Annotated in this window: 25 protein-coding genes; 16 read left to right on the top strand and 9 right to left on the bottom strand. The window is 56.2% G+C overall.

Going from position 1 to position 26,712, the window contains the following annotated elements:
• Positions 1 to 274 precede the first annotated feature (274 nt).
• The 3 genes from nagC to nagB are packed head-to-tail and all read right to left on the bottom strand — an operon-like array spanning position 275 to position 3,497.
• The gene (gene nagC / locus DDT56_RS19065; RefSeq protein ID WP_136167993.1) at positions 275 to 1,498 is read right to left on the bottom strand and encodes a DNA-binding transcriptional regulator NagC; all 1,224 of its coding nucleotides are present in this window, start codon (positions 1,496 to 1,498) and stop codon (positions 275 to 277) included.
• Positions 1,499 to 1,518: 20 nt separating this feature from the next.
• The gene (gene nagA / locus DDT56_RS19060; protein ID WP_136167992.1) at positions 1,519 to 2,676 is read right to left on the bottom strand and encodes an N-acetylglucosamine-6-phosphate deacetylase; all 1,158 of its coding nucleotides are present in this window, start codon (positions 2,674 to 2,676) and stop codon (positions 1,519 to 1,521) included.
• Positions 2,677 to 2,696: 20 nt separating this feature from the next.
• A complete protein-coding gene (nagB, locus tag DDT56_RS19055; protein ID WP_136167991.1) occupies positions 2,697 to 3,497 on the bottom strand; it encodes a glucosamine-6-phosphate deaminase in 801 nt (266 codons plus the stop codon).
• Between the two features lie 314 nt (positions 3,498 to 3,811).
• Between nagB and nagE the strand changes: the two genes are divergently transcribed.
• Positions 3,812 to 5,299 (top strand): N-acetylglucosamine-specific PTS transporter subunit IIBC, encoded by a 1,488-nt coding sequence (gene nagE / locus DDT56_RS19050; protein WP_136167990.1) that lies wholly within the window; start codon positions 3,812 to 3,814, stop codon positions 5,297 to 5,299.
• Between the two features lie 178 nt (positions 5,300 to 5,477).
• Positions 5,478 to 7,136 carry a glutamine--tRNA ligase gene (gene glnS / locus DDT56_RS19045; RefSeq protein WP_136167989.1) on the top strand — a complete coding sequence of 553 codons (1,659 nt, stop codon included), beginning with the start codon at positions 5,478 to 5,480 and terminating at the stop codon, positions 7,134 to 7,136.
• A 289-nt stretch (positions 7,137 to 7,425) separates the two neighbouring features.
• Here glnS and fur read toward each other — a convergent pair whose 3' ends face one another.
• Together fur and fldA are read right to left on the bottom strand one after the other, a co-directional pair.
• Entirely contained in the window at positions 7,426 to 7,875 is a 450-nt protein-coding gene (fur, locus tag DDT56_RS19040) for a ferric iron uptake transcriptional regulator (protein WP_009113795.1), read from the bottom strand.
• Between the two features lie 330 nt (positions 7,876 to 8,205).
• On the bottom strand, positions 8,206 to 8,733 hold the full coding sequence (fldA, locus tag DDT56_RS19035; RefSeq protein ID WP_136167988.1) for a flavodoxin FldA: 528 nt from the start codon (positions 8,731 to 8,733) through the stop codon (positions 8,206 to 8,208).
• Between the two features lie 400 nt (positions 8,734 to 9,133).
• On the opposite strand from fldA, the gene DDT56_RS19030 reads away from it, so the two are divergent.
• The gene (locus DDT56_RS19030) at positions 9,134 to 10,807 is read left to right on the top strand and encodes a methyl-accepting chemotaxis protein (RefSeq protein WP_136167987.1); all 1,674 of its coding nucleotides are present in this window, start codon (positions 9,134 to 9,136) and stop codon (positions 10,805 to 10,807) included.
• 59 nt (positions 10,808 to 10,866) lie between these two features.
• Here the strand turns inward: DDT56_RS19030 and ybfE are convergent, their stop codons facing one another.
• Both ybfE and ybfF read right to left on the bottom strand, forming a co-directional pair.
• Positions 10,867 to 11,148 carry a LexA regulated protein gene (ybfE, locus tag DDT56_RS19025; RefSeq protein ID WP_136167986.1) on the bottom strand — a complete coding sequence of 94 codons (282 nt, stop codon included), beginning with the start codon at positions 11,146 to 11,148 and terminating at the stop codon, positions 10,867 to 10,869.
• Between the two features lie 162 nt (positions 11,149 to 11,310).
• Positions 11,311 to 12,090 carry an esterase gene (gene ybfF / locus DDT56_RS19020; protein ID WP_210417051.1) on the bottom strand — a complete coding sequence of 260 codons (780 nt, stop codon included), beginning with the start codon at positions 12,088 to 12,090 and terminating at the stop codon, positions 11,311 to 11,313.
• Between the two features lie 207 nt (positions 12,091 to 12,297).
• On the opposite strand from ybfF, the gene seqA reads away from it, so the two are divergent.
• Both seqA and pgm read left to right on the top strand, forming a co-directional pair.
• Positions 12,298 to 12,828, top strand: a complete 531-nt coding sequence (gene seqA, locus DDT56_RS19015; protein WP_136167984.1) for a replication initiation negative regulator SeqA — start codon at positions 12,298 to 12,300, stop codon at positions 12,826 to 12,828.
• 28 nt (positions 12,829 to 12,856) lie between these two features.
• Positions 12,857 to 14,500 carry a phosphoglucomutase (alpha-D-glucose-1,6-bisphosphate-dependent) gene (pgm, locus tag DDT56_RS19010; protein WP_136167983.1) on the top strand — a complete coding sequence of 548 codons (1,644 nt, stop codon included), beginning with the start codon at positions 12,857 to 12,859 and terminating at the stop codon, positions 14,498 to 14,500.
• A 32-nt stretch (positions 14,501 to 14,532) separates the two neighbouring features.
• On the opposite strand, the gene DDT56_RS19005 is transcribed toward pgm, so the two are convergent.
• Positions 14,533 to 14,961 carry an EamA family transporter gene (locus DDT56_RS19005; RefSeq protein ID WP_136167982.1) on the bottom strand — a complete coding sequence of 143 codons (429 nt, stop codon included), beginning with the start codon at positions 14,959 to 14,961 and terminating at the stop codon, positions 14,533 to 14,535.
• Positions 14,962 to 15,290: 329 nt separating this feature from the next.
• On the opposite strand from DDT56_RS19005, the gene DDT56_RS19000 reads away from it, so the two are divergent.
• From DDT56_RS19000 to nei, 8 genes are all read left to right on the top strand, one after another.
• Positions 15,291 to 15,497: a YbfA family protein gene (locus DDT56_RS19000; RefSeq protein WP_136167981.1), complete on the top strand. Its 207-nt coding sequence runs from the start codon at positions 15,291 to 15,293 to the stop codon at positions 15,495 to 15,497.
• Positions 15,498 to 15,755: 258 nt separating this feature from the next.
• The gene (locus DDT56_RS18995) at positions 15,756 to 16,715 is read left to right on the top strand and encodes a YbgA family protein (RefSeq protein WP_136167980.1); all 960 of its coding nucleotides are present in this window, start codon (positions 15,756 to 15,758) and stop codon (positions 16,713 to 16,715) included.
• Between the two features lie 21 nt (positions 16,716 to 16,736).
• Positions 16,737 to 18,206 carry a deoxyribodipyrimidine photo-lyase gene (gene phrB / locus DDT56_RS18990; RefSeq protein ID WP_136167979.1) on the top strand — a complete coding sequence of 490 codons (1,470 nt, stop codon included), beginning with the start codon at positions 16,737 to 16,739 and terminating at the stop codon, positions 18,204 to 18,206.
• Positions 18,196 to 18,939 carry a type 2 GTP cyclohydrolase I gene (locus DDT56_RS18985; protein ID WP_136167978.1) on the top strand — a complete coding sequence of 248 codons (744 nt, stop codon included), beginning with the start codon at positions 18,196 to 18,198 and terminating at the stop codon, positions 18,937 to 18,939. The genes phrB and DDT56_RS18985 overlap by 11 nt, the downstream gene beginning before the upstream one ends.
• 138 nt (positions 18,940 to 19,077) lie before the next feature.
• On the top strand, positions 19,078 to 19,734 hold the full coding sequence (pxpB, locus tag DDT56_RS18980) for a 5-oxoprolinase subunit PxpB (RefSeq protein ID WP_136168002.1): 657 nt from the start codon (positions 19,078 to 19,080) through the stop codon (positions 19,732 to 19,734).
• Entirely contained in the window at positions 19,728 to 20,657 is a 930-nt protein-coding gene (gene pxpC, locus DDT56_RS18975) for a 5-oxoprolinase subunit PxpC (RefSeq protein WP_136167977.1), read from the top strand. Before pxpB ends, pxpC begins: the two co-directional genes overlap by 7 nt.
• Positions 20,647 to 21,381, top strand: coding sequence for a 5-oxoprolinase subunit PxpA (gene pxpA / locus DDT56_RS18970; RefSeq protein ID WP_136167976.1), 735 nt, complete (start codon positions 20,647 to 20,649; stop codon positions 21,379 to 21,381). Before pxpC ends, pxpA begins: the two co-directional genes overlap by 11 nt.
• 50 nt (positions 21,382 to 21,431) lie before the next feature.
• Positions 21,432 to 22,226, top strand: coding sequence for an endonuclease VIII (nei, locus tag DDT56_RS18965; protein ID WP_136167975.1), 795 nt, complete (start codon positions 21,432 to 21,434; stop codon positions 22,224 to 22,226).
• Positions 22,227 to 22,269: 43 nt separating this feature from the next.
• On the opposite strand, the gene DDT56_RS18960 is transcribed toward nei, so the two are convergent.
• The gene (locus DDT56_RS18960) at positions 22,270 to 23,556 is read right to left on the bottom strand and encodes a citrate synthase (RefSeq protein WP_136167974.1); all 1,287 of its coding nucleotides are present in this window, start codon (positions 23,554 to 23,556) and stop codon (positions 22,270 to 22,272) included.
• 646 nt (positions 23,557 to 24,202) lie between these two features.
• On the opposite strand from DDT56_RS18960, the gene sdhC reads away from it, so the two are divergent.
• The 3 genes from sdhC to sdhA are packed head-to-tail and all read left to right on the top strand — an operon-like array spanning position 24,203 to position 26,699.
• Entirely contained in the window at positions 24,203 to 24,592 is a 390-nt protein-coding gene (gene sdhC / locus DDT56_RS18955; protein WP_136167973.1) for a succinate dehydrogenase cytochrome b556 subunit, read from the top strand.
• Positions 24,586 to 24,933, top strand: a complete 348-nt coding sequence (sdhD, locus tag DDT56_RS18950; RefSeq protein WP_136167972.1) for a succinate dehydrogenase membrane anchor subunit — start codon at positions 24,586 to 24,588, stop codon at positions 24,931 to 24,933. Before sdhC ends, sdhD begins: the two co-directional genes overlap by 7 nt.
• Positions 24,933 to 26,699 (top strand): succinate dehydrogenase flavoprotein subunit, encoded by a 1,767-nt coding sequence (gene sdhA / locus DDT56_RS18945; RefSeq protein ID WP_136167971.1) that lies wholly within the window; start codon positions 24,933 to 24,935, stop codon positions 26,697 to 26,699. The genes sdhD and sdhA overlap by 1 nt, the downstream gene beginning before the upstream one ends.
• Positions 26,700 to 26,712: the final 13 nt, after the last annotated feature.

Here is a 26,712-nt window from a genome sequence, read left to right as displayed (position 1 = left end):
GATGACTCCTAATTATTTTAGATTAATCATCTGCAATTTACGGATAGCAATGGCGCCGCCGTTTTTCCTGCATAATGATTACCAATGCCGTGTCAGTGACAATGATTTAGCATCAAAACGCCATAAGAATTCAATATCATCTAATAAAAAAAGCCATGCTGATGCTGTTTGAATAATTTATAGGGCGATTTGATGAGCAATCGATAAATTCACCCGCTGGAATCGCCATGTTTTTAGTGATTCCATAACCCGTCCTTATGAGAAAAAACGTCGATCAGCGGGTTTCCAGCAAATGTTGCAGCAACACGCCGTTTAACATGGCGCGTTTTACCAGCGCAAAGGCGCCAATCGCCGAGAGGTGGTTCAATGCGGATACTTCAACGGGCAGGCTATTGCGAAAATCTTTCAGCACCTGCGCATTGATGCAGCGTTGAATGGCGGGCAGCAAGATTTTTTCGGCGGCGGTAATTTCCCCGGCAATCACCACCTTTTGCGGATTAAACAGGTTGATGGCGATGGATATGGCTTTCCCGAGATATTGTCCCGCGTGTTCAATCACTTCGCGAGCCAGCGCATCGTCCCGGTTGGCGGCTTTGCAGATGGCGGCGATGGTGCAGTTGTCCGGCTCTATTTTGCTGGGGTAGCCTTGCCGTAATAAATGCCGCACGCGTTGTTCGATGGCCCCATTGGCGACGACCGTTTCCAGACAGCCGAAATTGCCGCAGTGACAGCGCTCTCCCAGCGGATCAATCTGTATATGACCGATTTCTCCCACGTTGCCGTTAGTGCCGAGAAATATCTGTCCGTTAACCAGAATCCCGGCGCCGGTGCCGCGATGGACGCGCACCAGGAGCGAATCCAGCGAGTTGTGCGTGGCGCCAAAGTAGTGTTCCGCCAGCGCCAGGCTGCGAATATCGTGGCCGACAAAACTGGCGACCTGGAAACGGCGCTGGATATTATCCACCAGCGGCCAGTTGTTGACGCCGATATGGGGCATATAACGCACGATGCCGGCGTGGGGATCGACCAGGCCGGGCAACGCCACGGAAATGGCGATCAGCTCGCGGATGCGCTGCCGATGGTTATCAATAAAGTGGGCGATGGCTTTAAACAGGGCGGTTTCCACGCTTTCCTGGGTTTTTTCCGGCAGGTCGTAGTGCGCCTCCCCCAGGGATTTTCCCTGCAAATCGTATAGCGCGACGGTGGCGTCATTGCGCCCGAGACGCACGGCGATGGCATGAAACGGGTACGTTTCGGTGACGATGGAAATGGCGCGCCTGCCGCCGGTGGAAGCCTGTTGCTCCACCTCTTTGATCAACCCGCGCTCCAGCAGCTGGCGGGTGATTTTGGTGACGCTGGCGGGGGCAAGCTGGCTCTGTTCCGCTATCTGGATGCGTGAAATCGGCCCTTGTTGATCGATCAGGCGGTACACGACCGCGCTGTTTAATTGTTTAACCAGATCAACATTCCCTATCTGCGCTTGTCCGCCAATGGTCATGAAAAGTTACCCGCGTATGGTCAATTCTTTGTCGCCGCCAATTCGTCGCTGCCGTTAACAAAAGTATTGAGAATGTGATAGTTACGGTCGAAAACGGTCAAATTAGCGACTTTACCGCTTTCAATGCTGCCTAGCTGCCGGTCTATGCCGATGGCGCGCGCCGGATAAAGGGTCGCCATTCTGAGCGCCTCATCCAGCGGAATGCCCGCCTGTTCCACGCTGTTGCGCACCGCTTCTATCATCGTCAGGGCCGAACCGCTGAGCACGCCGTTTTCATCCACGCACAGGCCGTCGCGGTAGTATATGGTTTTACCGGCAAAAATGAACCGGTCAATCGTCGATCCCGCCGGCGCCACGGCGTCGGTGACCAGCACCAGCTTTTCGCCTTTAATCCGCTTGCTGTTGCGGATATTGGCCCAGCTAACGTGGCAGCCGTCGGCGATAATGCCGCAATAGATTTCCGGGGCGTCATAAACGGCGCCGACCAGGCCGGGTTCGCGGCCGGTGATATAAGGCATGGCGTTGAACAGGTGGGTGGCGAAGCGAATGCCGCAGGCAAAGCCCCGTTTGGCCTGTTCCCAGGTGGCGTTGGAGTGGCCGGCGGAAACCACGATGCCGGCGTCCGCCAACTGACGGATTATCGCCGGGGCGACTTTTTCCGGCGCCAGGGTGATTTTGCTGATGACGTCCGCGTTGGCGCACAGGAAATCCACCAGTTCCTGCGTTGGTTGACGGATAAAGTCCGCATTGTGCGTGCCTTTTTTTATCACGTTCAGCCAGGGACCTTCGAGGTGCAGGCCCAGCGCCTGGAAGCTGTTCTGCGCCAGATAGGCGCGCATCACTTCCACGCCGTGCTTCATAAACTCATCGCTGCAGGTGATAAGCGTAGGCAAAAAGCTGGTGCAGCCCGATTTCAGGTTGGCCTGATGCATGGTTTCCAGCGTTTGCACCGAGATGGATTCCAGCGAGTCGTTGAACTGAACCCCGCCGCAGCCGTTTAGCTGGAGATCGATAAAGCCGGGGGCGAGCGACGCGCCGCCAAGGTCATGCCTTTTCAGCCCGGCGGGAAGGTCGCTAATGGGGCAAACGTTATCTATCAGACCGTCGGCAATCACCACCGCGTGATTATCCAGCACCTGGTGGCCGGTATAAATCCGGCCGTTTGTTAAAGCGTACATCGTCAACTCCCGACCACTGATTAAAGATTTTTCATCTGTTCCGTTTCTAATTCACGGAAATATTTAACGGTTTTGACTTTCAGCTCCATCGTCGACGGCTCGTCGCATACCATCACCGCTTTGGCGTGAAGTTGCAGGCAACTGATGGTCCACATATGGTTTACGTTTCCTTCCACCGCGGCCTGTAATGCCTGGGCTTTGTTGCGTCCGGTGACCAGGATCATCACCTCCTCGGCATCCAGCAGGGTGCCCACGCCGACGGTAAGGGCGAATTTCGGCACCAGATTAACGTCACCGTCAAAGAAACGAGAGTTGGCGAGGCGAGTCTCTTCCGTCAGGGTTTTGATTCGAGTCCGGGAAGCTAAAGAAGAGGCGGGTTCGTTGAAGGCGATGTGCCCGTCATTTCCTACTCCTCCCATAAACAGGTGGATCTTGCCGTAAGACTTGATTTTCTCTTCGTAACGGCGACATTCCGCTGCGATGTCTTCCGCGTTGCCATTCAACAGGTTAATGTTTTCCGGCGGAATATCAACGTGATTGAATAAATTCTGCCGCATAAAGCTGCGATAGCTTTGCGGATGTTCGGCGGGCAGGCCGACGTATTCATCCATATTGAACGTCACCACGTGCTTGAAACTCACCTCTCCGGCCCGGTGCATCGCCACCAGCGCTTTGTACGCTTCCAGCGGTGAACTGCCGGTGGGGAGGCCCAGCACGAAAGGGCGGGCGGCGCTGGGGTTGAAGTCGTTGATTTTCTGCACGATATAACGTGCGGCCCATTTGCCGACTTCAGCGGGGGTAGTGAGAGGGATCAGTCTCATCAGCGGTCTCCTGATTGTTTGAGGACGAAACAAGTATCGGGCTAAATCGCCTTGGCGGCGCGTTTCAGCGGTGAAATAACAGTGCGTATCAGTGTAGCCTGTTTTTTTTTATCTTAAAATAAGTTGGCGTTTTATGCAGGTATAAACTTTTTGTATGCGTTTTTTTAGTGATTGTTATCACATAATGATAGGGTTTAATTTGTGAAGCGAAATATTTTTCTTACACTCCATGCCAAAACCACCCGCGGTGGTTTTTCCCGGCAGTGAGCAAGTTTAACAGGCAGTTTTTGTCCCACAGGGGAAGAGAGGAAAATGTGAGTATTCTTAGCTATTTGCAAAAAATCGGCCGGGCGTTGATGGTGCCAGTCGCCACGCTGCCCGCCGCCGCGCTCCTGATGGGGATTGGCTACTGGATTGATCCGGTCGGCTGGGGAAGTGAAAATGCCCTGGCGGCGCTGTTTATTAAATCGGGCGCGGCCATTATCGAAAATATGGCGGCGCTGTTCGCCGTCGGCGTGGCTTACGGCATGTCGAAGGATAAAGACGGTGCCGCGGCCTTGACCGGTTTCGTCGGCTATCTGGTGCTGACCACGCTCGGTTCGCCGGAAGCGGTGTCGATGATCCAGAAAATTCCGGTGGATCAGGTGCCGGCCGCGTTCGGCAATATTAAAAACCAGTTTATCGGTATTCTGGTCGGGGTGATTTCCGCGGAGCTGTATAACCGCTTTAGTCAGGTGGAACTGCCAAAAGCGCTGTCATTTTTTAGCGGACGACGCCTGGTGCCGATCCTCACCTCATTCCTGATGATCCTGGTCGCCTTTATCCTGATGTATGTGTGGCCGGTCATTTATAACGCGCTGGTCGCTTTTGGCGAGTATATCCAGCAGTTGGGCGCGACCGGCGCCGGTCTTTACGCCTTCTTCAACCGCCTGTTGATCCCCGTCGGTCTGCACCATGCGCTGAACTCGGTGTTCTGGTTTGATGTGGCCGGAATTAACGACATTCCGAATTTCCTGGCCGGACAACAGTCCATCGACGCGGGGAAAGCGGTCGCCGGCATTACCGGACGTTATCAGGCCGGGTTTTTCCCGATTATGATGTTCGGCCTGCCGGGGGCGGCGTTGGCTATCTATCACTGCTCGCGTCCGGAGAATAAAAGCAAGGTGGCGGGGATTATGCTTGCCGCGGCATTTGCCGCATTCTTTACCGGCATCACCGAGCCGCTGGAGTTCTCCTTTATGTTTGTGGCGCCGGTACTGTACGTTCTGCACGCGCTGCTCACCGGGATCTCGGTGTTTATTGCGGCCAGCATGCATTGGATCGCCGGTTTCGGTTTCAGCGCCGGGCTGGTGGATATGGTGCTGTCGTCCCGCAACCCTCTGGCGACGCAGTGGTATATGCTGATACCGCAGGGGTTGGCGTTCTTCGTCATCTACTATCTGGCGTTCCGTTTCACCATCCTGCGCTTCAACCTGCTGACGCCGGGACGCGAACTGTCGGTAAGCGGCAGCGAAGCGGACGGCTATGATGTAAACGCCTCGGCGGCGTCGTCGGGCGATATGACCACGCTGGCCCGCGGCTATTTGCAGGCCGTCGGCGGTAAAGATAATCTGCTGGCCATTGATTCCTGCATCACCCGCTTGCGTTTGAACGTGGCGGATTCCAGCCAGGTGGATGAAGCCTTGGCCAAGCGACTGGGCGCCGCGGGCATTATCCGGCTGAATAAGCAGAATGTGCAGATTGTGGTCGGCACCCAGGCGGAGTCGATCGCGTCCGCGCTGAAAAAAGTCAGCGAGGCGTAGCGTAAAGCGCAATTTTGCCGTGTGAAGCACGGCGAATGGATGAAATCGCGGAGCGAGATTGCTATCTCGCTCCGTTTTTTTTCCTCACCGAGAATTTAATCAAACTAACGGTTGTTTCCCGGCTTGGCTTGTTGGATCATTAGCGGTTATATGTCGTTTAAGCATCGAGGAACCAAGCATGAGTGAGGCTGAAGCCCGCCCAACCAACTTTATCCGCCAGATTATTGATGAAGATCTGGCGTCCGGTAAGCATGACCATATTCAGACGCGCTTCCCGCCGGAGCCTAACGGCTATCTGCATATCGGGCATGCGAAATCTATCTGTCTCAACTTCGGTATCGCCCGCGACTATAACGGGCAGTGCAACCTGCGTTTTGACGATACCAACCCGGTAAAAGAAGATATTGAATACGTTGAGTCGATCAAACGTGACGTTAACTGGCTGGGTTTCTCATGGAGCGGCGACGTTCGCTATTCCTCCGATTATTTCGATCAGCTGCATCAGTATGCGGTTGAGCTTATCAGCAAGGGGCTGGCGTACGTCGATGAACTGACGCCGGAGCAGATCCGCGAATACCGCGGTACGCTGACGGCGCCGGGCAAAAACAGCCCCTACCGCGATCGCAGCGTGCAGGAAAACCTGGAGCTGTTCGAAAAAATGCGTAACGGCGGCTTTGCCGAGGGCACCGCCTGTTTGCGCGCCAAGATTGATATGGCGTCGTCGTTTATCGTGATGCGCGATCCGGTGTTGTATCGGATCAAGTTCGCCGAACACCACCAGACCGGCAACAAGTGGTGCATCTACCCGATGTATGATTTTACCCACTGTATTTCCGATGCGCTGGAAGGGGTGACGCACTCGCTGTGCACGCTGGAGTTCCAGGATAACCGCCGCCTGTACGACTGGGTGCTGGATAACATCACCATACCTTGCCATCCGCGGCAGTATGAATTCTCCCGCCTGAACCTTGAATACGCCATCATGTCCAAGCGTAAGCTGAACCAGCTGGTAACGGAAAAGATTGTTGAAGGGTGGGACGATCCGCGTATGCCGACCATTTCCGGTCTGCGTCGCCGTGGCTACAGCGCCGCGTCTATCCGCGAGTTTTGTTACCGTATCGGGGTCACCAAGCAAGATAACAACGTTGAAATGGCGGCGCTGGAGTCCTGTATCCGCGACGACCTTAACGCCAATGCGCCGCGCGCCATGGCGGTGCTGGATCCGGTGAAGGTGGTGATTGAGAACCTTCCCGCGGAGCATGAAGAGCTGGTTACCATGCCAAACCATCCGAATAAGCCGGAAATGGGCTCCCGTCAGGTGGCATTCAGCCGTGAAGTGTATATCGATCGCGCGGATTTCCGCGAAGAGGCCAATAAGCAGTACAAGCGTCTGGTGCTGGGCAAGGAAGTTCGTCTGCGCAACGCCTATGTGATCAAAGCGGAGCGCATTGATAAAGACGAGCAGGGGGTTATCACCACCATCTATTGTCGCTACGATCCGGATACCTTGAGTAAGGATCCGGCCGATGGGCGCAAGGTCAAAGGGGTTATTCACTGGGTGTCGGTGGCGCATGGCCTGCCGGCGGAATTCCGGCTGTACGAGCGGCTGTTCAGCGTGGCCAACCCCGGAGCGGCGGATGATTTCCTGTCAACCATCAATCCCGAGTCGCTGCAGGTGACCCGTGGCTTTGTTGAGGCGAGTCTGGCGCAGGCGGAAGCGGAAAAAGCGTATCAGTTTGAGCGGGAAGGCTATTTCTGTGCCGACCGGGTTTATTCCCGTCCGCAGCATCTGGTGTTTAACCGTACGGTGGGCCTGCGGGATACCTGGGTGGGATAACCGCAGGGGAGGTTGCTGACAAACCCTTCACCTTCATCGTCATCCCCGCGCAGGCGGGGATCTCGGCAACACCGAACCGCTTGCGGAAGTAGATCCCTGCCTACTGCTGCAGGGATGACGGAGGTGACTGCGCAGGGGATGACCGGTGGTGGTATTCGGGGATAACTATTTCGATGTGGGTTCGTCAGCAATCTGAATAAAACCGCCGAGGCGGTTTTATTTTATGACGGGCTATCCTGCCCGTCACCCTAGCGGGCCGTCGCAAGCGACGTTGTTTTATGCGGTTGATTTATCTTTTTTCATCGTGCAGGGTTTCGTCTTCACGGCAATCCCCTTCACTGCAATGGCCATACAGATACAAACTGTGGTTGGTCAGTTTTATGCTGTGTCTTTCCGCGATTTCACGTTGCCGCGCTTCGATATACTCGTCACGGAATTCAATCACTCTGCCACAATCCAGGCAAATCAGATGGTCATGATGATGTTGCTGGGTCAGTTCGAAAACCGATTTGCCGCCTTCAAAATTATGGCGGGTGACGATACCAGCATCATCAAACTGATTCAGTACGCGGTAGACGGTCGCTAAACCAATCTCTTCGCCCATATCAATCAGTTTTTTATATAAATCTTCCGCACTGACGTGATGGCACTCCGGATCCTGCAATACTTCCAGAATTTTCAGTCTCGGAAGTGTGACTTTCAGGCCGGCCTTCTTTAATGCGATGTTATTGTCAGTCATGCGGGTTTAGTCCTGTTGCTTACTTAATCAATGGGGGCTATCTAGCCTATGGCATCGGTCGGCTCAAAAAATGTAATAGCGTCTCAATTATAGAACCGTGCATTCAAAATGGAAACCATGGAATGTTAACAAGGTTATTCCCCCACACAATACAGAGGTAGCACGCAATGCATTGTTGGCAAATGGGGAAAACGATGGTGAACATACATAACCGATGGGGGTATTGTACAGAATTGTGGCCGGAAGTTAAAAAAATGTATCAATCTTAATGAAAGGTTTTTTCTATTGATTTGGCTCTGACGAGGGAGTGGTCAGAGCCAAGGCGTGGTGTTAAGCCAGCAGTTCTTGCAAATTCAGCTCTTCGCTAATCTGTTTTACCCAGGCGGCGACGCGCTCGGCGGTCAGCTCAGGCTGACGATCCTCGTCGATAGCCAGGCCGATGAAATGCTTGTCATCCGCCAGACCTTTGGACGCTTCAAAGTAATAGCCTTCCGTCGGCCAATGCCCGATGATGGTCGCGCCGTGCGGTTCGATGATATCGCGGATGGTGCCCATGGCATCACAGAAATATTCCGCATAGTCTTCCTGATCGCCGCAGCCAAACAGGGCAACCAGTTTGCCGCTAAAGTCGATCTCTTCCAGCGTAGGGAAAAAGTCATCCCAGTCGCATTGGGCTTCACCGTAATACCAGGTGGGGATACCCAGTAATAGAATATCGAAAGCTTCAAGGTCTTCTTTACTGCTTTTGGCGATGTCATGAACTTCAGCAACGTCGGTTCCCAGCTGCTGTTGGATCGTCTTGGCAATGTTTTCGGTATTGCCAGTATCACTGCCAAAGAAAATTCCTATCAGTGCCATGAATTAAATAACCTCTTGATTCTTAATGATATGGTGCCGTTTTTCACCCACTTATCGACTAATAATAACAGACACTACCGGCATGAGAAACTCGTATCGGTAAGGAGAAGTAAATTGTGGCGGGTATTTTTTAACTGAAATTCCGCGGCTCAAAAAAATTTGTATTTATAGAATGTTATGAATTCGTTCACAGAACAGAAAATAAACTACGGCGAGAGCCGTACCGGAGTTAAATGTTCTCTGAGTTTTGTCGATTAATTAAGTGATCTTATCTGTTCTATATCACGGAACATCAACGCCAAGGAGTGGCGACACATGCCGGCGGCTTGAATTTCGCACTGCAAAGCCGATTAACCATTAAAACATCTTTATTAATGCGTGCTTAGGTTTGGAGTAAACCATGAAACTTTTAAAGAACATTGCCATCAGAACGGCCATGTTGTGGGTGCTTGGCATTTTCTGCGTGTTGTGGGGCGGCGTATCGCTCTATACCATGTTTTCCTTCAAGGAGATGACGGCGACATCCAAGACCAGCAGTCTGCTGGTGCAAAACATGAATTATGTTAATCAGGGCAACGATCAGTATTTCCGGATGGTCACGCGCCTGGCCCGCGCCGTTGATGCGCGCCGCAATGGCGATAATGAAACGGCCGATAAAGAACAGGCGTCGGCGCTGAATGCGCTCAATACGTTAAAAGCGGATTTGGTCTCATTCAACGGCATCGACCATGCGGGGCTGGACGATGCGCTGGTTCAGGCGGTCAGCCGCGACTGGCATAATTTGATTGTTCAGGGCGTCGAGCTTTCATATCAAAAGGCGGCGGCGAACGAGCTTGATGATTACCAGGAGCAGGCTAAAAATGTGGTTCCGCCGTTGAGCCGTCTGTTTGGGGCTTCAATAAGCGCTTTCAACAAGGCGGGCTCGGAGAAATTTGCCGCGGCCGGCGTGCGTTTTGAACAGATCACCACCATCGGTCAAAACATTCTGCTGACGGGGCTGGTTATCGGACTGCTGCTGCTGTTTTTTACCGATCGCTATCTGGTGACATGCCTGGTACGGCCGTTAAATGATTTGCGCGATCACTTCGGCGTGATTGCCTCCGGCCAGTTGGGAAAGCCCATCAAGGATTTTGGCCGTAACTGCGTCGGCAGATTATTCCCGCTGTTGCGTGAAATGCAAACCAGCCTGGCGAATACGGTCAGCACCATCAGAAACAGCACCGACTCTATTTATCAGGGGGCGTCGGAAATCGCCGCGGGAAATAACGATCTGTCGTCACGTACCGAACAGCAGGCTTCGGCGCTGGAAGAGACGGCCGCCAGCATGGAACAGTTGACCGCCACCGTAAAACAGAACGCGGAAAACGCCAACCATGCCAGTCAGTTGGCCTTGCAGGCGTCTACCACGGCGAAGAAGGGGGGCGATATCGTCGAGAACGTGGTGAAAACCATGGCGGAAATCTCCGGCAGTTCGCGCAAGATCGCCGAAATTACCACGGTGATTAACGGTATTGCGTTCCAGACCAATATTCTGGCGCTGAACGCCGCCGTGGAAGCCGCGCGCGCCGGGGAACAGGGGCGCGGCTTCGCCGTTGTCGCCGGTGAGGTGCGTAACCTGGCGCAGCGCAGCGCGCAGGCGGCCAAGGAAATAGAAGGATTGATTTCCGAGTCCGTCAGATGTGTGGATACCGGTTCGAATCTGGTTGAGGACGCCGGGAACACCATGCACGAAATTGTTCGCGCGGTGACAAATGTTACCGATATCATGGGGGAAATCGCCTCGGCATCGGAAGAGCAAAGCAAAGGGATCGCCCAGGTCGGGCAGGCGGTGGCGGAAATGGACAGCGTGACCCAGCAGAACGCGGCATTGGTGGAGCAGGCTTCGGCCGCCGCGCTGTCGCTGGAAGAGCAGGCGGCGTTGCTGAACCAGACCGTTTCGCTATTCCATCTCTCCGAACAGCAGAATCTACAGCCGCGGTCCGCGGCGAAGTCGGCGCCGGCGCCCAAAGCCGGAGCGGCCGCGCCGGCCGCAAAAGCGCTGCCGCCCAGCCAGGACAACTGGGAAAAATTCTAAGTCTGGTTTTTTTATCGGCGTCAGGGATGACGCCGCTCAAGCCATAAGAGAGCGTTATCTCAGGACGTTTGTTCGGCCAACTGCGCCAACAGCATCTGCTCGATAAGTTCGCTGCGGCTGATGTTCCGCTGTTCAGCCAGGCTATTGAGAATATCGACCGCCTCGCCGTTGATTTTTAATTCGACCCGCCGCAGCCCGCGTACCCTGTCGCGCCGCAGTTGATTACGCTTATTGATTCTTAGCTGTTCATCACGTGACAGCGGATTGGTCTTCGGGCGACCGGGGCGACGCTCATCTGCGAACAGATCCAGCGTGGTGCGATCCGTTTGTTCTTTTGCCATAGGTAATGATACTGCAAGGTCTTCGGACCAAAACGCCCGCCGACGCGCGCATTTTGATGATGTGGTTACAATGCTTGTGGCTGAATCAGCCGTCCCTCTACTGCGGGCGCCATCATACCCCAGCCGTGCTGGCGGCGACAACGGTTAATCCGGGCATCCCGGCTATCCGGCGGCGAGAAAACGATGAATGGCGCGCAATACCGCCTCGGGTTTCTCCGCATGGACCCAGTGACCCGCGTCGCTTATCACATAGGCGCGGGCCGCGGGGAACTGGCGCAGCAGGGCGTCGCGATGAACGTCATCCAGATAGGGCGAGTTAGCGCCGCGAATAAACAGAATCGGCCCCGGCCAGGCGGGAGCCTCCTGCCAGCCAACGATATTGGCGTATTGATCCCACAGCACCGGCACGTTAAAGCGCCATTCGCCCTGTTGGAATGATTTCAGCAGAAACTGAATCACGCCCTCTTCTTTAGTGAACCGACGCATCAGTTCGGCGGCGGCGGAACGCGACGCGGCGCCCGCCTCGGTGACGGCGTTGAGGGCGGCGAAAATGGCGTCGTGGCGGCGCGTCTGATAATCCACCGGGGCGATATCAATGGCCACCAGCTTTTCCAGCCGTTGCGGAATAAGGGCGCTGAGCGCCATGGCGACTTTGCCTCCCATCGAATGGCCGATAACGATCGCCCGCTCAATCTGCTGCTGGTCCATCAGCTCCGCCACGTCCTGCGCCATCGCCGGGTAGGTCATCTGCGGCGAACGCGGCGACAGACCGTGATTGCGTAAATCCAGTTGCAGCACGTCGTGCTGATTTTGCAAATCCCGGCCCAGCACGCCAAGATTATCCAGATTGCCAAACAGGCCGTGCATCAGGATAACGGGCAGCCCGCCATTGGGGTGAAGCGCATTTTGCCGGCGATAATTCAATTTCATAGTGAAGTTCATTCAGAGAGATAGGCGCTTAGGGTATCATGACTTTACGACGTTATGTTGCCGGGGAAGAAGCTACTATGACCACTTTAACAGCAACGGGGGCGGCAAGGCATAATCCGAGTTTTTGCGTTGTCGTCGTTCTACCGCTGTTCGAGTGCGCCGGATAGCTTGTATACTTCTTGACGATTGATTTGAGTAAAAAAACAGTACTGGATAAAGATGAAAACTATTGAGGTCGACGAAGAGCTTTATCGTTATATCGCCAGCCATACGCAGCATATTGGTGAAAGCGCATCGGATATTTTACGCCGCATGCTGAAGTTTACCGCCGGTCAGTCCACGGCGACGCCGCCGGAGGAGGTCGCGCGCAATGCGAAGCCGGCCGCGTCCCCGCGTCCGGGCGATCGGGTTCGGGCGGTGCGTGAGCTGTTGTTGTCGGATGAATACGCCGAACAGAACAAGGCGATCAACCGTTTTATGCTGGTATTGTCTACGCTGTATCTGTTATCGCCGCCGGAATTCGCTCAGGCGACGGAATCGCTCCATGGCCGTACGCGGGTTTATTTCGCCGGCGACCAGCAAACCTTGCTGCAGAATGGCACGCATACCAAACCCAAACATATTCCGGGTACGCCATACTGGGTTATCACCAATACCAACACCGGTCGTAAACGCAGCATGATCGAACACATTATGCTGACGATGCAGTTCCCGGCGGAACTGACAGAGAAAGTTTGCGGAACTATCTAATCAATGACAGCGTCAGGGAGAAACGCCAATGGCTAATCACCCAAGAGCCGGACAGCCTACCCGGCAAAGCGATTTAATCAATGTGGCTCAGTTGACGTCACAATATTATGTTCTGCGTCCGGAAGTCGGAAATGCGGCGCATGCGGTGAAGTTTGGCACCTCAGGCCACCGCGGCAGCGCGGGGCGGCATAGTTTCAACGAAGCGCATATTCTGGCGATAGCGCAGGCTATTGCGGAAGAACGTAAAAAGCAGGGCGTCAGCGGCCCGTGCCATGTCGGCAAAGATACCCATGCGCTGTCCGAACCGGCTTTTATTTCGGTGCTGGAGGTGCTGGCGGCCAACGGCGTGGAGGTCATCGTCCAGCAGGACAATGGCTTTACCCCGACGCCCGCCGTCTCCAACGCCATTCTGGCGCATAACCGTCAGGGCGGCGCGCTGGCGGACGGCATTGTGATTACGCCGTCGCACAATCCGCCGGAAGACGGCGGTATTAAATACAATCCGCCCAACGGCGGCCCGGCGGATACCAACCTCACCAGCGTGATCGAACAGCGGGCGAACGCGCTGCTGGCGGATAATCTGCGGGAAGTGAAACGCATTACGCTGGATCAGGCCTGGAAAAGCGGCTATGTGCATCAACAGGATTTGGTGCAGCCCTACGTTGCAGGGCTGGGCGAGGTGGTGGATATGGCGGCGATTCAGCGCGCGGGCCTGAAACTGGGGGTCGATCCGCTGGGCGGTTCCGGTATCGCCTACTGGCAGCGCATCGCCGAGCATTACAAGCTGGATCTGACGCTGGTGAACGACGCCATCGATCAGACTTTCCGCTTTATGACGCTGGATCACGACGGGGTGATCCGTATGGACTGCTCGTCGGTATCGGCCATGGCCGGACTGCTGGCGCTGCGCGATAAGTTCGATCTGGCGTTCGCCAACGATCCCGACTACGACCGTCACGGCATCGTTACCCCGGCCGGGCTGATGAACCCCAATCACTATCTGGCGGTATCCATCGATTACCTGTTCCAGCATCGTCCGCAGTGGGGCGAATCGGTGGCCGTCGGTAAAACGCTGGTCTCCAGCGCGATGATCGATCGCGTCGTCGCGCAGCTGGGCCGTAAACTGGTGGAAGTGCCGGTTGGCTTCAAATGGTTTGTCGACGGCCTGTTTGACGGCAGTTTCGGCTTCGGCGGCGAGGAGAGCGCGGGAGCGTCGTTCCTGCGCTTTGACGGCACGCCGTGGTCGACGGACAAAGACGGCATCATTATGTGTCTGCTGGCGGCGGAAATTACCGCGGTGACGGGGAAAAATCCGCAGCAGCACTATGACGATCTGGCAAAACGTTTCGGCGCGCCAAGCTACAACCGCATCCAGGCCCCGGCGACCCAGGCGCAAAAAGCGGCGTTATCCCGCCTGTCGCCGGAACAGGTGTCGGCCGCCACGCTGGCGGGCGATGCGATCACCGCGCGTCTGACGGCGGCGCCGGGCAACGGCGCGGCGATTGGCGGGCTGAAAGTGATGACCGATAACGGCTGGTTCGCCGCGCGTCCTTCCGGTACGGAAGAAGCCTATAAAATCTACTGCGAGAGTTTCCTCGGCGCGGAGCACCGGGAGCGCATCGAGAAGGAAGCGGTGGAGATTGTCGGCGCGGTGCTGGCTAACGCCAAATAAGCCTGTAATTGGGCGCCGCGATGCGGCGCCTGTTATCCCAGCGCGACAAGCAGCGCGCCAACTGAAATCAACGCCACGCCTGCGCCAGCCAGCAGCGAAATCTTTTCCCCCAGCAACACCACGGCCAATACCACCGCAAACACCACGCTGAGCTTATCAATCGGCGCCACCTGGGCGACATTGCCGTTTTTCAGCGCCACAAAGTAAAACAGCCACGACATGGCGCCGGCCACGCCGCTGAGCAGAATAAACAACAGGGCCTTTTTGTTGGCCATGACCTCGCCTACCAGTGCGGTTTTTCCCTGCGCGACCACCACGCCGACCAGAAAAAGCGCCATCACCACGGCGCGGATGGCGGTTGCGGTATTGGCATCCAGATTTTGCAGGCCTATTTTGCCAAACAGGGCGACCAGCGCGGCGCACAGGGCGGAAAGCAGGGCGTAGATTAACCAGCTACTCATGATGAGAGTTTCCTGAATAAACAGAAATGGAATAATAGTGAAACGGACCAGACGGCATGTTACGCCGGGAGGGGGCGGATAACCAGAAAGCGGTTACCGCTGCGTGATAAGCCCCTCTCTTTAACAAGCTGGATATTTATTGTTAACTAATGCATAACCTAATGACGTAACAGAGAAAAAACTGCCGATTATTTGATCTTTTTCTGGTCCGATGAGTAGTAAACCTGCACTAAAAACGGTAAAGTTTTAACCAATTTCCCCATGTGGGTTTTATCGTTAACGTGAGTAACCAGCTGGCAAGGGGAGCTCGCCTTTAGAGGAGGATCGTTATGTCACTCTACACCGCTTATCCCTTACATCGCATTGTGCTGCGCCGTATTGCCGTGGTAATCATCGGCGTCGCCGCGTTACCGGTGATGCTGTTTCGCCGCGATCGGGCGCGTTTTTACAGTTATCTGCACCGTGTCTGGCTGAAAACCAGCGACAAGCCGGTCTGGCTGGCGCAATCGGAAAACTCGGCGTGCGATTTCTATTGATTTGATCGCAGGAAACATCTCTTTTATTGGACGATGCCGTTCATGGGTGAACGGCATTTTTCTATCCTGCAACCGGCTGGCCCCTCTTAATCAAGCTCCTGCATTTAATTTTCCCCTAAGCCCATCGCGGCGAACCCGGATGGTGAACCGTCGCGCCAATCTCATGATTTCTTACCCTATTTCTCCCGCCGTTTAGCATGCGTCAGGGTGGGATCCGCTATGCTGATAACAGTAGATGTTTTTTTATGAGGTTAAATCATGACGTTCGATCAGATCCCGGTTGGCATCAGCGCCTGCCTGCTCGGCAATCCGGTGCGCTTTGACGGCGGCCACAAACGTCTGGCGTTTGCGGTTGAGCAACTGGCGCCTTATTTCCATTTTGAGCCGCTGTGTCCGGAAATGGCGGTGGGATTACCGGTGCCGCGTCCGGCGTTGCGGCAGGTAAAAGACGCGCAGGGAAACATTATGCTGCGCGCCAGTAATGGTTCGCCGCTGGATATGACCCGGAAAATGCACCGCTTCTGCGCGCAAAAAATCGCTCATTTACAGCATCTGTGCGGCTATATCGTCTGCGCCAAATCGCCCAGCTGCGGTATGGAACGGGTAAAGGTGTATGACGAGTCGCAAAAAAATGCGCGCAAAAGTGGTATTGGATTGTTTACCCAGGAACTGCTGTGTCAGTTTCCCTGGCTGCCGGTAGAAGAAGACGGCCGTTTGCACGATCCGGGACTACGGGAAAATTTTATCGAGCGGGTGTATGCGCTGCATGAGCTGCATGAGCTTTGGCGACAAGGCCTGACTCGTGGCGCGCTGATCGCCTTTCACAGCCGTTATAAACTACTGCTGCTGGCGCATTCGCAGCCGGAATACCGTGAGTTGGGGCGTTTTGTGGCGGATATTGAACAATGGCAATCGCTGGACGCTTTTGCGCAGGAATACCGTCTGCGGCTGATGAAGCTGCTGTCGCATCCGGCAACGCGGCGTAATCACACCAATGTACTGATGCACGTTCAGGGGTATTTTCGCCGTCAGCTCAATGCGCCGCAGCGACAGGAACTGACCCAACTGATAGATCGCTATCGCCAGGGGTTGCAACCCCTGCTGGCGCCGATCGCCCTGCTGAAGCATTACATGGCGCAATACCCGGACAGTTATCTGGCGGAGCAGCGTTACTTTGAGCCCTATCCGGAAGCGTTAAGATTACGCTACGACCACTAACCGGCAGCCAGAGGATGAATTATGACCACGCATTTGGTTTGGCTGCGTAATGATTTACGCATCACGGATAATCCGGCGCTGCATGCCGCCTGCCAGGATCCGCGGGCGCGGGTTTTGGCCCTGTTTATCGCCACGCCGCAGCAGTGGCGGCAGCACGATATGGCGCCGCGGCAGGCGGCTTTCCTGCTGGCGCATCTGCACGCGCTGCAGCAGGCGTTGGCCGAGAAGGGGATTGCGCTTTATTACCATGAATGCGCCGATTTTGCCGCCGCGGCGCACTGGCTGCGGGATTTTTGTCAGCAGCAGGGCGTTACCCATCTGTTCTATAACCGGCAGTATGAAATCAACGAACGCCGGCGCGACGGAGAGGCGGAGACGCTGCTGGCGGGGCGCGTCGAGTGCCGGGGATTTGATGGCGGCCTGCTGTTGCCGCCGGGCAGCGTGCTGACCGCCAAGGGCGAGATGTACAAGGTCTTTACGCCGTTTCGTCAGGCCTTTATTCAGCGTCTGCTGGAAACGGATACCGGCAGCGTGCCGGCGCCGGAGCCGAGGCGCGGCGGGGCGGTCGCCGTCGCCACGGCGCTGACGCCGTTCAGTTATCCGCGGCAGGACATCGATGGCGACTTTCCCGTCGGGGAGACGGCGGCTCTGCACCAGCTGCGCCGGTTCTGCCGCGAACAGGTACAGGATTATCCACGCCAGCGGGATTTACCCGCGCTGGCAGGCACCAGCAAACTCTCGCCCTATCTGGCGTTGGGCGTGCTGTCGCCGCGCCAGTGTTTCAACCGGCTGCGCGCCGAATGCCCCGCGATGCTGGAACAGCGCGAAAGCGGGGCGTTCAGCTGGTTCAATGAGCTGATCTGGCGCGAGTTTTATCATCATCTGCTGGTGTTCTGGCCGGATCTCTGCCGGCATAAGCCGTTTATCGACTGGACGCAGCGGGTGCAATGGCGGCAGTCGCCGGATTTACTGGCGGCGTGGCAGCAGGGGAAAACCGGCTATCCGATAGTGGATGCGGCGATGCGGCAACTGAACCAGACCGGCTGGATGCACAACCGTCTGCGGATGATTTGCGCCAGTTTTTTAGTAAAGGATTTACTTATCGACTGGCGCCAGGGGGAGCGCTATTTTATGTCGCAACTGCTGGATGGCAGCCTGGCGGCGAATAACGGCGGCTGGCAGTGGGCGGCCTCCACCGGAACGGATGCGGCGCCCTATTTTCGTATTTTCAACCCGACCACCCAGGGCGAACGTTTTGATCCGCAGGGAACTTTTATCCGCCGCTGGCTGCCGGAATTGGCGGAGGTGGCGGATAAAGACATTCACCAGCCGCACCGATGGGCCGACCGCCAGCGGCGCGAGTTGCGCTACCCGCTGCCGATTGTCGATCATCAACAGGCGAGACGGCAGACGCTGGCGGCTTTTGAAGCGGCGAAGCGGGCGGCAATGACCGATAACGAGCAAGCAGAGAAGGGGACGTATGCGCAATAGCGAGTTGGAACAACTGATTAACCGGGAGCTTAACGTCGAGGAGTTTCAGGACTACGCCCCGAATGGCCTGCAGGTGGAAGGGCGCGCGGACGTGCGGCGCATCATTACCGGGGTGACGGCCTCGCAGGCGTTGCTGGACGTCGCCGTTGAGCATCAGGCCGATGCCGTGCTGGTCCATCACGGCTATTTCTGGAAAAACGAATCGCCGATTGTCAGCGGTATGAAGCGTAATCGGCTGAAAACCCTGCTGGTTAACGATATTAACCTCTATGGCTACCATTTGCCGCTGGACGCGCACCCGCGGTTGGGCAACAACGCCCAGCTGGCTGATTTACTGGAGATTAAGGTGCTGGGCGCCATTGAGCCGCTGCTGCCGTACGGCGAACTGGCCCAGGCGCTGAGCGGCGATGCGCTGTGCCGTCGACTGGAAAACCGTTTGGGGCGTTCGGTGCTGCATTGTGGGGATAATGCACCGCAACGGATACAGCGGCTGGCATGGTGTAGCGGCGGAGGGCAGGGGTTTATCGAGCAGGCGGCCGGATCTGGCGTCGATGCGTTTATTACCGGCGAAGTGTCGGAACAGACGATCCATATTGCCCGTGAAATGGGGCTGCACTTTTATGCCGCCGGTCATCACGCCACGGAGCGGGGCGGTATCCGCGCGCTGGGGGAGTGGCTGGCCCGGCAGCATGGGTTTGACGTAACCTTTATCGATATTCCCAACCCGGCCTGATGGTTGGCGCTTTTTTATTGCTTATTAATGGTATACATCAAAAAGCGAGAAAAAGAAGCATAAATAGGCATTTCGGTATCGTTCTTGCTTTCCCCATAATAAACAGGAAAAGCGCATAACGTGATGCAGGAGAAAATATTGCAACGGGCACGATGTTATCTGCTGGGCGAGAGTACCGTGGTTCTGGAGCTGGAGCCGCCAATGACGCTGCAAAGCCAGCAGCGCATCTGGGGGCTGGCGGAGCGTTTGAATCACCACCAGGCGGTGCGGGAAGCGATTCCCGGCATGAATAACCTGACGGTTTTGCTGGAAGAGCCGCAACAGGCGGCGCTGGACGCCATTGAACGTCTGCAGCGCTGGTGGGAAGAGAGCGAGTCGCTGGCATTCGATCCCCGGGACGTTGATATCCCGGTAATTTATGGCGGCGAGTCGGGGCCGGATTTGGAACTGGTCGCCCATCATTGCGGCCTGACGGAAAAACAGGTGGTGGAAGCCCATGCGTCCGTCGGCTATATCGTCTATTTTCTTGGCTTTCAGCCCGGGTTCGCCTATCTGGGCGGACTGGATGAAAAATTGCATGTTCCGCGCCGGGCCGAGCCTCGCCTGCGGGTGGCCGCCGGTTCGGTCGGCATCGGCGGCGGGCAAACCGGGATCTACCCGTTGTCCACGCCGGGCGGCTGGCAACTGATCGGCCGCACCTCGCTGGCCTTGTTTAACCCGCTGAAGATGCCGCCGACCCTGCTGCGTCCCGGAGACAATGTGCGGTTTGTGCCCCGGCGGGAGGGCGTATGCTGAAAATTATCCGTGCCGGCTTGCATACCTCGGTGCAGGATACCGGACGTTTCGGCTTTCGCCGTCTGGGCATCAGCCAGTCCGGCGCGCTGGATATTCCCGCGCTGAAGCTGGCCAATCTGCTGGTGGGCAACGCGGAAAATGCCGCCGCGCTGGAAATTACGCTGGGAAAATTTGTCGCTACCTTTACGTCGCCCTGCTGGGTGGCGCTGACCGGGGCCGACTGCCATGCCGATCTGGACGGTAAACCGTTGTGGACCGGCTGGCGTTTTGCGGTAAAAGCCGGACAAACGTTAAAAATGCATTTACCGCGTCACGGTATGCGCAGCTATCTGGCGTTCTCCGGCGGCGTTGACGTGCCGGAGGCGCTGGGATCGCGCAGTACCGATCTGAAAGCGGGTTTTGGCGGATTTGCCGGGCGCTTGCTGGCGGATGGCGATGAGCTGTCGCTGGACGCCGCCGCCCGATTGCCAATCAGGGAAACCGGAGTTAAACAGCTGCTGTTCGGCAACCGCGTACGGGCCTTGCCGGGACCGGAATATCAGGAGTTCAGCGAAAATGCGCGGGAGGCATTCTGGCGCACGCCCTGGCACCTGAGTCCGCAAAGCAACCGGATGGGGTATCGGCTGCTGGGGCCGGAATTGCAACGGACCACGCAGCGTGAAATGCCGTCGCACGGTTTGCTGCCGGGAGTGGTGCAGGTGCCGCATAGCGGCCGGCCGATCGTGCTATTGGCCGATGCGCAGACCACCGGCGGCTATCCGCGTATCGCCTGCGTGATCGAGGCCGATCTCTATCATCTGGCGCAAATCCGCCTGGGCGAACCGGTGCATTTTATCCGTTGTACCTTGGCGGAGGCTCAGCAGGCGGCGGAGCAACAGCGGCGCTATCTGCAACAACTGGCGTGGAGGCTGCATGATTATTGATTTGAACGCCGACCTGGGGGAAGGCGGCGAGAATGATGAAGCGTTGTTGAAGTTGATCAGTTCGGCCAATATAGCCTGCGGATTCCATGCGGGGGACGCCCAGACCATGCGGCAGTCGGTGCGCTGGGGGATTAACTATGGCGTGGCGCTCGGCGCGCACCCGAGCTTCCCCGACCGTGAAAATTTCGGCCGCAAAGAGATGCACCTGCCCGCGGAGACGGTTTTTGCCCAGGTGGTTTATCAGATCGGCGCCTTGGCGGCGATAGCGGCCGCGGAAGGGGGGGAACTGGTTCACGTCAAGCCGCACGGCATGCTCTATAATCAGGCCGCCCGGGAGCCGGCGCTGGCGGACGCCGTCGCCCGCGCGGTGAAAGCGGTAAATCCGGCCTTGCGCCTGGTGGGGCTGGCCGGCAGCGAGTTGATTCGGGCCGGGCAGCGTTTGGGGCTGGCGACCCGGCAGGAAGTGTTTGCCGACAGGTGCTATCAGCCGGACGGTTCTCTGGTGCCGCGCAAACAGTCCGGCGCGCTGATCGGCAGCGACGATCTGGCGCTGGCGCAAACGCTGGAAATGATCCAGCGTCAGCGCGTGCGCGCCAGCGATGGTTCCTGGGTTAGCGTACGGGCGGATACCGTTTGCGTGCACGGCGACGGTCAACATGCGTTGATGCTGGCGCGCAAGCTGCGTAACTGCTTCTCGCAGCATCAGATAAACGTGGCGGCGTAAAAGGGTTTCATCAGCGTTAAATCGCCGGATTATTTTGTTATGGAGTATCGATGCCGGAAGGACCAGAAATCCGCCGGGCGGCAGACCAACTGACCGCCGCGGTGGCGGGTAACACATTGAACCGCGTTTGGTTCGCTTTCCCACGGTTGAAGCCGTATGAAACGGAGCTGATCGGTCAGCGCATAGAGCGGCTCGCGACGCATGGCAAGGCCCTGTTAACCTATTTCAGCAATGGATTGGTTCTCTATAGCCATAACCAGCTTTATGGCGTCTGGCGGGTGGTCAAGGCCGGGGAATCGCCGCCGCAAACCGGGCGCGATCTGCGCGTGCTGCTGGAAACATCGGAGGCCGCCATTCTGCTGTATAGCGCCTCCGATATTGCCATGCTGCGCGCGGAAACTGTGGCGTCGCACCCTTTTCTGCAACGTATCGGCCCTGATGTGCTCGACCAGACGCTGACGGCGGAAGCGGTGCGCGAGCGGTTACTCTCTCCGCGCTTCCGGCGCCGGCGGTTCAGCGGCCTGCTGCTCGATCAGGCGTTTCTGGCCGGGCTGGGGAATTATCTCAGAGCCGAGATTCTCTGGCATGCCGGCCTGGCGCCGCAGCATACCGCCGAACAACTGGATGCCGAACAGTTGCAACGCCTGAGCCAGGCGTTGATCGCGATTCCCCGTTTGTCCTACAGCACGCGTGGCGGCGTGAATGAAAACCGCCATCACGGCGCGATTTTCGCGTTCAAGGTGTTCCATCGCGAGGGCGAGGCGTGCGAGCGGTGCGGCCATCGTATCGAGAGAACCGTTCTCTCTTCACGTCCGTTCTTCTGGTGTCCGTACTGTCAAAAGTAAAAAGGCCGGGATCTCCGGCCTTCGCGCTACCAGACTAAACCGCTCAATCTTTCGGCAGATTGGATTTAAAGTCGCGTTTATCGTAGCCGGTGTACAGCTGACGCGGACGAGCGATCTTGATGCCGTCTTCGTGCATTTCATTCCAGTGGGCGATCCAGCCGACCGTGCGCGCCATGGCGAAGATGACGGTGAACATGGAGGACGGAATGCCCATCGCTTTCAGAATAATGCCCGAGTAGAAATCGACGTTCGGATAGAGTTTCTTCTCGATAAAGTACGGATCGTTCAGGGCGATGTTTTCCAGCTCCATGGCCACTTCCAGCAAATCGTCTTTGCGGCCCAGCTCCCTCAGCACTTCGTGGCAGGTTTCGCGCATCACGGTGGCGCGCGGGTCATGGTTTTTATACACCCGGTGACCGAAGCCCATCAGACGGAAAGAGTCATTTTTATCTTTGGCGCGTTCGATAAAGGCCGGGATATGCTCAACGGAGCTGATCTCTTCCAGCATGCGTAAACAGGCTTCGTTGGCGCCGCCGTGCGCGGGGCCCCATAGCGACGCGATCCCCGCGGCGATACAGGCGAACGGATTGGCGCCGGAAGAGCCGGCGGTGCGCACGGTTGACGTCGACGCATTCTGCTCATGGTCGGCGTGCAGGATCAGAATGCGATCCATCGCCCGTTCCAGCACCGGGTTTACCACATATTCCTCGCAGGGCGTGGAGAACATCATATGCAGGAAGTTGCCGGCGTAAGAGAGGTCGTTTCTCGGATAAACAAAGGGTTGGCCCAATGAATACTTGTAACACATCGCGGCGACGGTCGGCATTTTAGACAGCAGTCGGTAGGCGGCGATTTCACGATGGCGATCGATACTGATATCCAGAGAGTCGTGGTAGAACGCCGCCAGCGCGCCGGTTACGCCGCACAGCACCGCCATGGGGTGCGAGTCACGGCGGAAACCGTGGAACAGACGGGTGATCTGTTCATGGATCATGGTATGGCGGGTGACGGTGGTTTTAAAGGTTTCGTATTGCTCCGGCGTCGGCGCTTCGCCGAACAGCAGGATGTAACACACTTCAAGATAGTTGGATTTTTCCGCCAACTGGGCAATCGGGTAGCCGCGGTGCAATAAAATGCCTTCCTCACCGTCGATATAGGTGATTTTGGATTCGCAGGATGCCGTTGAGGTAAAGCCGGGATCGAAGGTGAATAAGCCTTTGGAGCCGAGGGGGCGGATATCTATTTCATCATATCCCAACGTGCCGGAGAGAACGTTCAGTTCAATCGGATCTTTACCATCTAGAGTAAGCGTTGCTTTTTTATCAGCCATTTACAGTCTCCTTAGCGCTTTAATTTTAAAATTTTCCACCGAAGAAATACCGTCATGCCTGTACACCGGATCAATAACCAACCAGCGAAACTCTGTTCTGTCGCGACAGCGTCGTCCGTAGGGGACAGAGTCGGGCTATGGCGAGCCGCCAGCCACATTCAGGATGAAAACATCGTTCTCCAGATAATTAACCATTCTCTGAACTAATCATAGCCAGTAGTGCTAACTTTTACGTGGCTTCTCTTGTCCCCACTTTTACATAAGTTATGCCGGTGGGAAAGAATAACCGCTGAGCGTTACTACATCATAGGGAGTTTAGCGCGCTAGTTGTAATTTAAATGTTGAAATTTTGTCAAACGAGATGATTGTATTTGTATAAATTGTGAAATTCGTGATGACAATCACTATTCCGGGGAAATGTCACCAAACAATTTGTATGGGATTTGTAATAAGAATGTGAAGTACCTATACTTCGGACAGGTCTCCGGAATCCCCTGTCGTAGGAGCCACCCAGTATGAATGATGCGCAGTTAGACACCGGAACGTTGATGTTTGAGCGCGTAGCGTAAACCCGCTTCCAGGTTTGCGACATTTATGCTGTCTGACCTCATTCAGGTCCGGAGGAAGATACAATAATAAAAGCTGTGTGGGCATATTCGTGAAAAAACAAAGACCTGTTAATTTGGATCTGCAGACGATCCAGTTTCCCGTTACTGCGATAGCATCCATTCTCCACCGCGTCTCCGGCGTTATCACCTTTGTCGCTGTCGGCATCCTGCTGTGGCTGTTGGGACTCTCCCTTTCTTCCGCGGAGGGCTTCCTGCGGGCGGCGGAAATGCTGGATAGCGTTATCGTCAAATTTGTCGTTTGGGGCATCCTCACCGCGCTGGCTTACCATATTGTCGGCGGTCTGCGTCATCTGATGATGGATTTTGGCTATATAGAAGAGGACCTTGTTGCTGGCAAACGTTCGGCGAATATCTCTTTTGTCATCACCGTCGCGCTTTCACTTCTGGCTGGAGTCCTCGTATGGTAAGCAATGCTTCTGCGTTAGGACGCAATGGCGTACAGGATTGGTTGCTGATTCGCGCTTCCGCCATCGTCATTGTTCTGTATGTGATTTATCTGATTGGCTTTATTATCGCCGTCGACGAAATCACCTACCCGGTCTGGCGCGATTTTTTCGCTATGGCTCTCACCAAGGTATTCACCCTGCTTACGTTATTTTCCATCCTGGTGCATGCGTGGATAGGGATGTGGCAGGTGCTGACCGACTACATTAAACCGCTGGCCCTGCGCCTGACTTTACAGTTGGCGATTGTGGTTGCGCTGTTGGTGTACGTCATTTATGGAACAATTGTGGTGTGGGGGGCGTAATGAATTTGCCAGTCAGAGAGTTTGATGCTGTTGTGGTCGGCGCGGGCGGCGCAGGTATGCGCGCCGCGCTGCAAATATCCCAGATGGGCCTCTCCTGCGCCCTGTTATCCAAAGTCTTTCCAACCCGTTCCCATACCGTGTCCGCGCAGGGGGGCATCACCGTCGCGCTGGGCAATACCCATGAAGACAACTGGGAATGGCATATGTATGACACCGTGAAAGGTTCCGACTACATCGGCGATCAGGACGCGATTGAATATATGTGCAAAACCGGTCCGGAAGCGGTGCTGGAGCTGGAACATATGGGACTGCCGTTTTCCCGTCTGGACGACGGCAAAATCTATCAGCGTCCGTTCGGCGGACAATCCAGGAATTTCGGCGGCGAACAGGCCGCCCGTACCGCGGCGGCGGCCGACCGCACCGGCCACGCCCTGCTGCATACGCTATACCAGCAGAATCTGAAAAATCACACCACCATCTTTTCCGAATGGTACGCGCTCGATCTGGTGAAAAATCAGGATGGCGCGGTGGTGGGATGCACCGCCATCTGTATCGAAAGCGGCGAAGTGGTCTATTTCAAAGCGCGCGCCACCATACTGGCCACCGGCGGCGCGGGGCGTATTTATCAGTCCACCACCAATGCGCACATCAATACCGGCGACGGCGTCGGCATGGCGTTACGCGCCGGCGTGCCGGTGCAGGATATGGAAATGTGGCAGTTCCATCCGACGGGGATCGCCGGCGCCGGGGTGCTGGTGACCGAAGGCTGTCGCGGCGAAGGGGGATACCTGCTGAATAAGCACGGCGAACGCTTTATGGAACGCTACGCGCCGAACGCCAAAGATCTGGCCGGCCGCGACGTGGTGGCCCGTTCGATTATGATCGAAATCCGCGAAGGGCGCGGTTGCGAAGGACCCTGGGGGCCGCATGCCAAGCTGAAGCTGGACCACCTGGGTAAAGAAGTGCTGGAATCCCGCCTGCCGGGCATTCTTGAGCTGTCCCGCACCTTTGCTCACGTCGATCCGGTGAAAGAACCGATCCCGGTTATTCCCACCTGTCACTATATGATGGGCGGCATTCCGACCAAAGTCAGCGGCCAGGCGCTGACGGTGAACGAAAAAGGGGAAGATGTGCCGATCCCCGGCCTGTTCGCCGTGGGGGAGATCGCCTGCGTTTCGGTGCATGGCGCCAACCGCCTGGGCGGTAACTCGCTGCTCGATCTGGTGGTGTTCGGCCGGGCGGCGGGAATGCATTTGCATGAGTCGCTGGATGAGCAGGGCGCAAGCCGCGACGCCAGCGAGTCGGATATTGAAGCCTCCCTCGAACGTCTTAACCGCTGGAACAACACGTCCTCGGGCGAAGATCCGGTGGAAATCCGCAAGGCGCTGCAATCCTGCATGCAGCATAACTTCTCGGTATTCCGCGAGGGAGACGCCATGGCGAAAGGTCTGGAAGAGCTGAAAACGATCCGCGAGCGGCTGAAAAATGCCCGTCTGGACGATAATTCCACCGAATTCAATACCCAGCGCGTTGAATGTCTGGAGCTGGATAATCTGATGGAAACCGCGTATGCGACGGCGGTTTCCGCCAATTTCCGCACCGAAAGCCGCGGGGCGCACAGCCGTTTCGACTATCCCGATCGTGATGATGAAAACTGGTTATGTCATTCGTTGTATCTGCCGCAAACCGATAGCATGACGCGCCGTGCGGTGAACATGCAGCCTAAACTGCGCCCGGCCTTTCCGCCGAAAGTGCGTACTTATTAATTGCGGGGGATTG

This window comes from Brenneria corticis (assembly GCF_003115855.1).
Classification (GTDB): Bacteria; Pseudomonadota; Gammaproteobacteria; order Enterobacterales; family Enterobacteriaceae; genus Brenneria; species Brenneria corticis.
Note: the sequence above shows the minus strand (reverse complement) of the source record. Positions and strands in the feature narration are given on the sequence as shown.

What these genes read in the sequence shown, in the direction of transcription:
- nagB (WP_136167991.1), bottom strand. Translation starts at nt 3,497, where the DNA reads ATGAGACTGATCCCTCTCACTACCCCCGCTGAAGTCGGCAAATGGGCC.
- phrB (WP_136167979.1), top strand. Translation starts at nt 16,737, where the DNA reads ATGACCACGCATTTGGTTTGGCTGCGTAATGATTTACGCATCACGGAT.
- seqA (WP_136167984.1), top strand. Translation starts at nt 12,298, where the DNA reads ATGAAAACTATTGAGGTCGACGAAGAGCTTTATCGTTATATCGCCAGC.
- DDT56_RS18995 (WP_136167980.1), top strand. Translation starts at nt 15,756, where the DNA reads ATGACGTTCGATCAGATCCCGGTTGGCATCAGCGCCTGCCTGCTCGGC.
- pxpC (WP_136167977.1), top strand. Translation starts at nt 19,728, where the DNA reads ATGCTGAAAATTATCCGTGCCGGCTTGCATACCTCGGTGCAGGATACC.
- nei (WP_136167975.1), top strand. Translation starts at nt 21,432, where the DNA reads ATGCCGGAAGGACCAGAAATCCGCCGGGCGGCAGACCAACTGACCGCC.
- sdhA (WP_136167971.1), top strand. Translation starts at nt 24,933, where the DNA reads ATGAATTTGCCAGTCAGAGAGTTTGATGCTGTTGTGGTCGGCGCGGGC.
- ybfE (WP_136167986.1), bottom strand. Translation starts at nt 11,148, where the DNA reads ATGGCAAAAGAACAAACGGATCGCACCACGCTGGATCTGTTCGCAGAT.
- sdhD (WP_136167972.1), top strand. Translation starts at nt 24,586, where the DNA reads ATGGTAAGCAATGCTTCTGCGTTAGGACGCAATGGCGTACAGGATTGG.
- nagC (WP_136167993.1), bottom strand. Translation starts at nt 1,498, where the DNA reads ATGACCATTGGCGGACAAGCGCAGATAGGGAATGTTGATCTGGTTAAA.
- DDT56_RS19000 (WP_136167981.1), top strand. Translation starts at nt 15,291, where the DNA reads ATGTCACTCTACACCGCTTATCCCTTACATCGCATTGTGCTGCGCCGT.
- DDT56_RS19005 (WP_136167982.1), bottom strand. Translation starts at nt 14,961, where the DNA reads ATGAGTAGCTGGTTAATCTACGCCCTGCTTTCCGCCCTGTGCGCCGCG.
- fldA (WP_136167988.1), bottom strand. Translation starts at nt 8,733, where the DNA reads ATGGCACTGATAGGAATTTTCTTTGGCAGTGATACTGGCAATACCGAA.
- pgm (WP_136167983.1), top strand. Translation starts at nt 12,857, where the DNA reads ATGGCTAATCACCCAAGAGCCGGACAGCCTACCCGGCAAAGCGATTTA.
- DDT56_RS18960 (WP_136167974.1), bottom strand. Translation starts at nt 23,556, where the DNA reads ATGGCTGATAAAAAAGCAACGCTTACTCTAGATGGTAAAGATCCGATT.
- DDT56_RS18985 (WP_136167978.1), top strand. Translation starts at nt 18,196, where the DNA reads ATGCGCAATAGCGAGTTGGAACAACTGATTAACCGGGAGCTTAACGTC.
- pxpA (WP_136167976.1), top strand. Translation starts at nt 20,647, where the DNA reads ATGATTATTGATTTGAACGCCGACCTGGGGGAAGGCGGCGAGAATGAT.
- ybfF (WP_210417051.1), bottom strand. Translation starts at nt 12,090, where the DNA reads ATGAACTTCACTATGAAATTGAATTATCGCCGGCAAAATGCGCTTCAC.
- glnS (WP_136167989.1), top strand. Translation starts at nt 5,478, where the DNA reads ATGAGTGAGGCTGAAGCCCGCCCAACCAACTTTATCCGCCAGATTATT.
- DDT56_RS19030 (WP_136167987.1), top strand. Translation starts at nt 9,134, where the DNA reads ATGAAACTTTTAAAGAACATTGCCATCAGAACGGCCATGTTGTGGGTG.
- nagA (WP_136167992.1), bottom strand. Translation starts at nt 2,676, where the DNA reads ATGTACGCTTTAACAAACGGCCGGATTTATACCGGCCACCAGGTGCTG.
- fur (WP_009113795.1), bottom strand. Translation starts at nt 7,875, where the DNA reads ATGACTGACAATAACATCGCATTAAAGAAGGCCGGCCTGAAAGTCACA.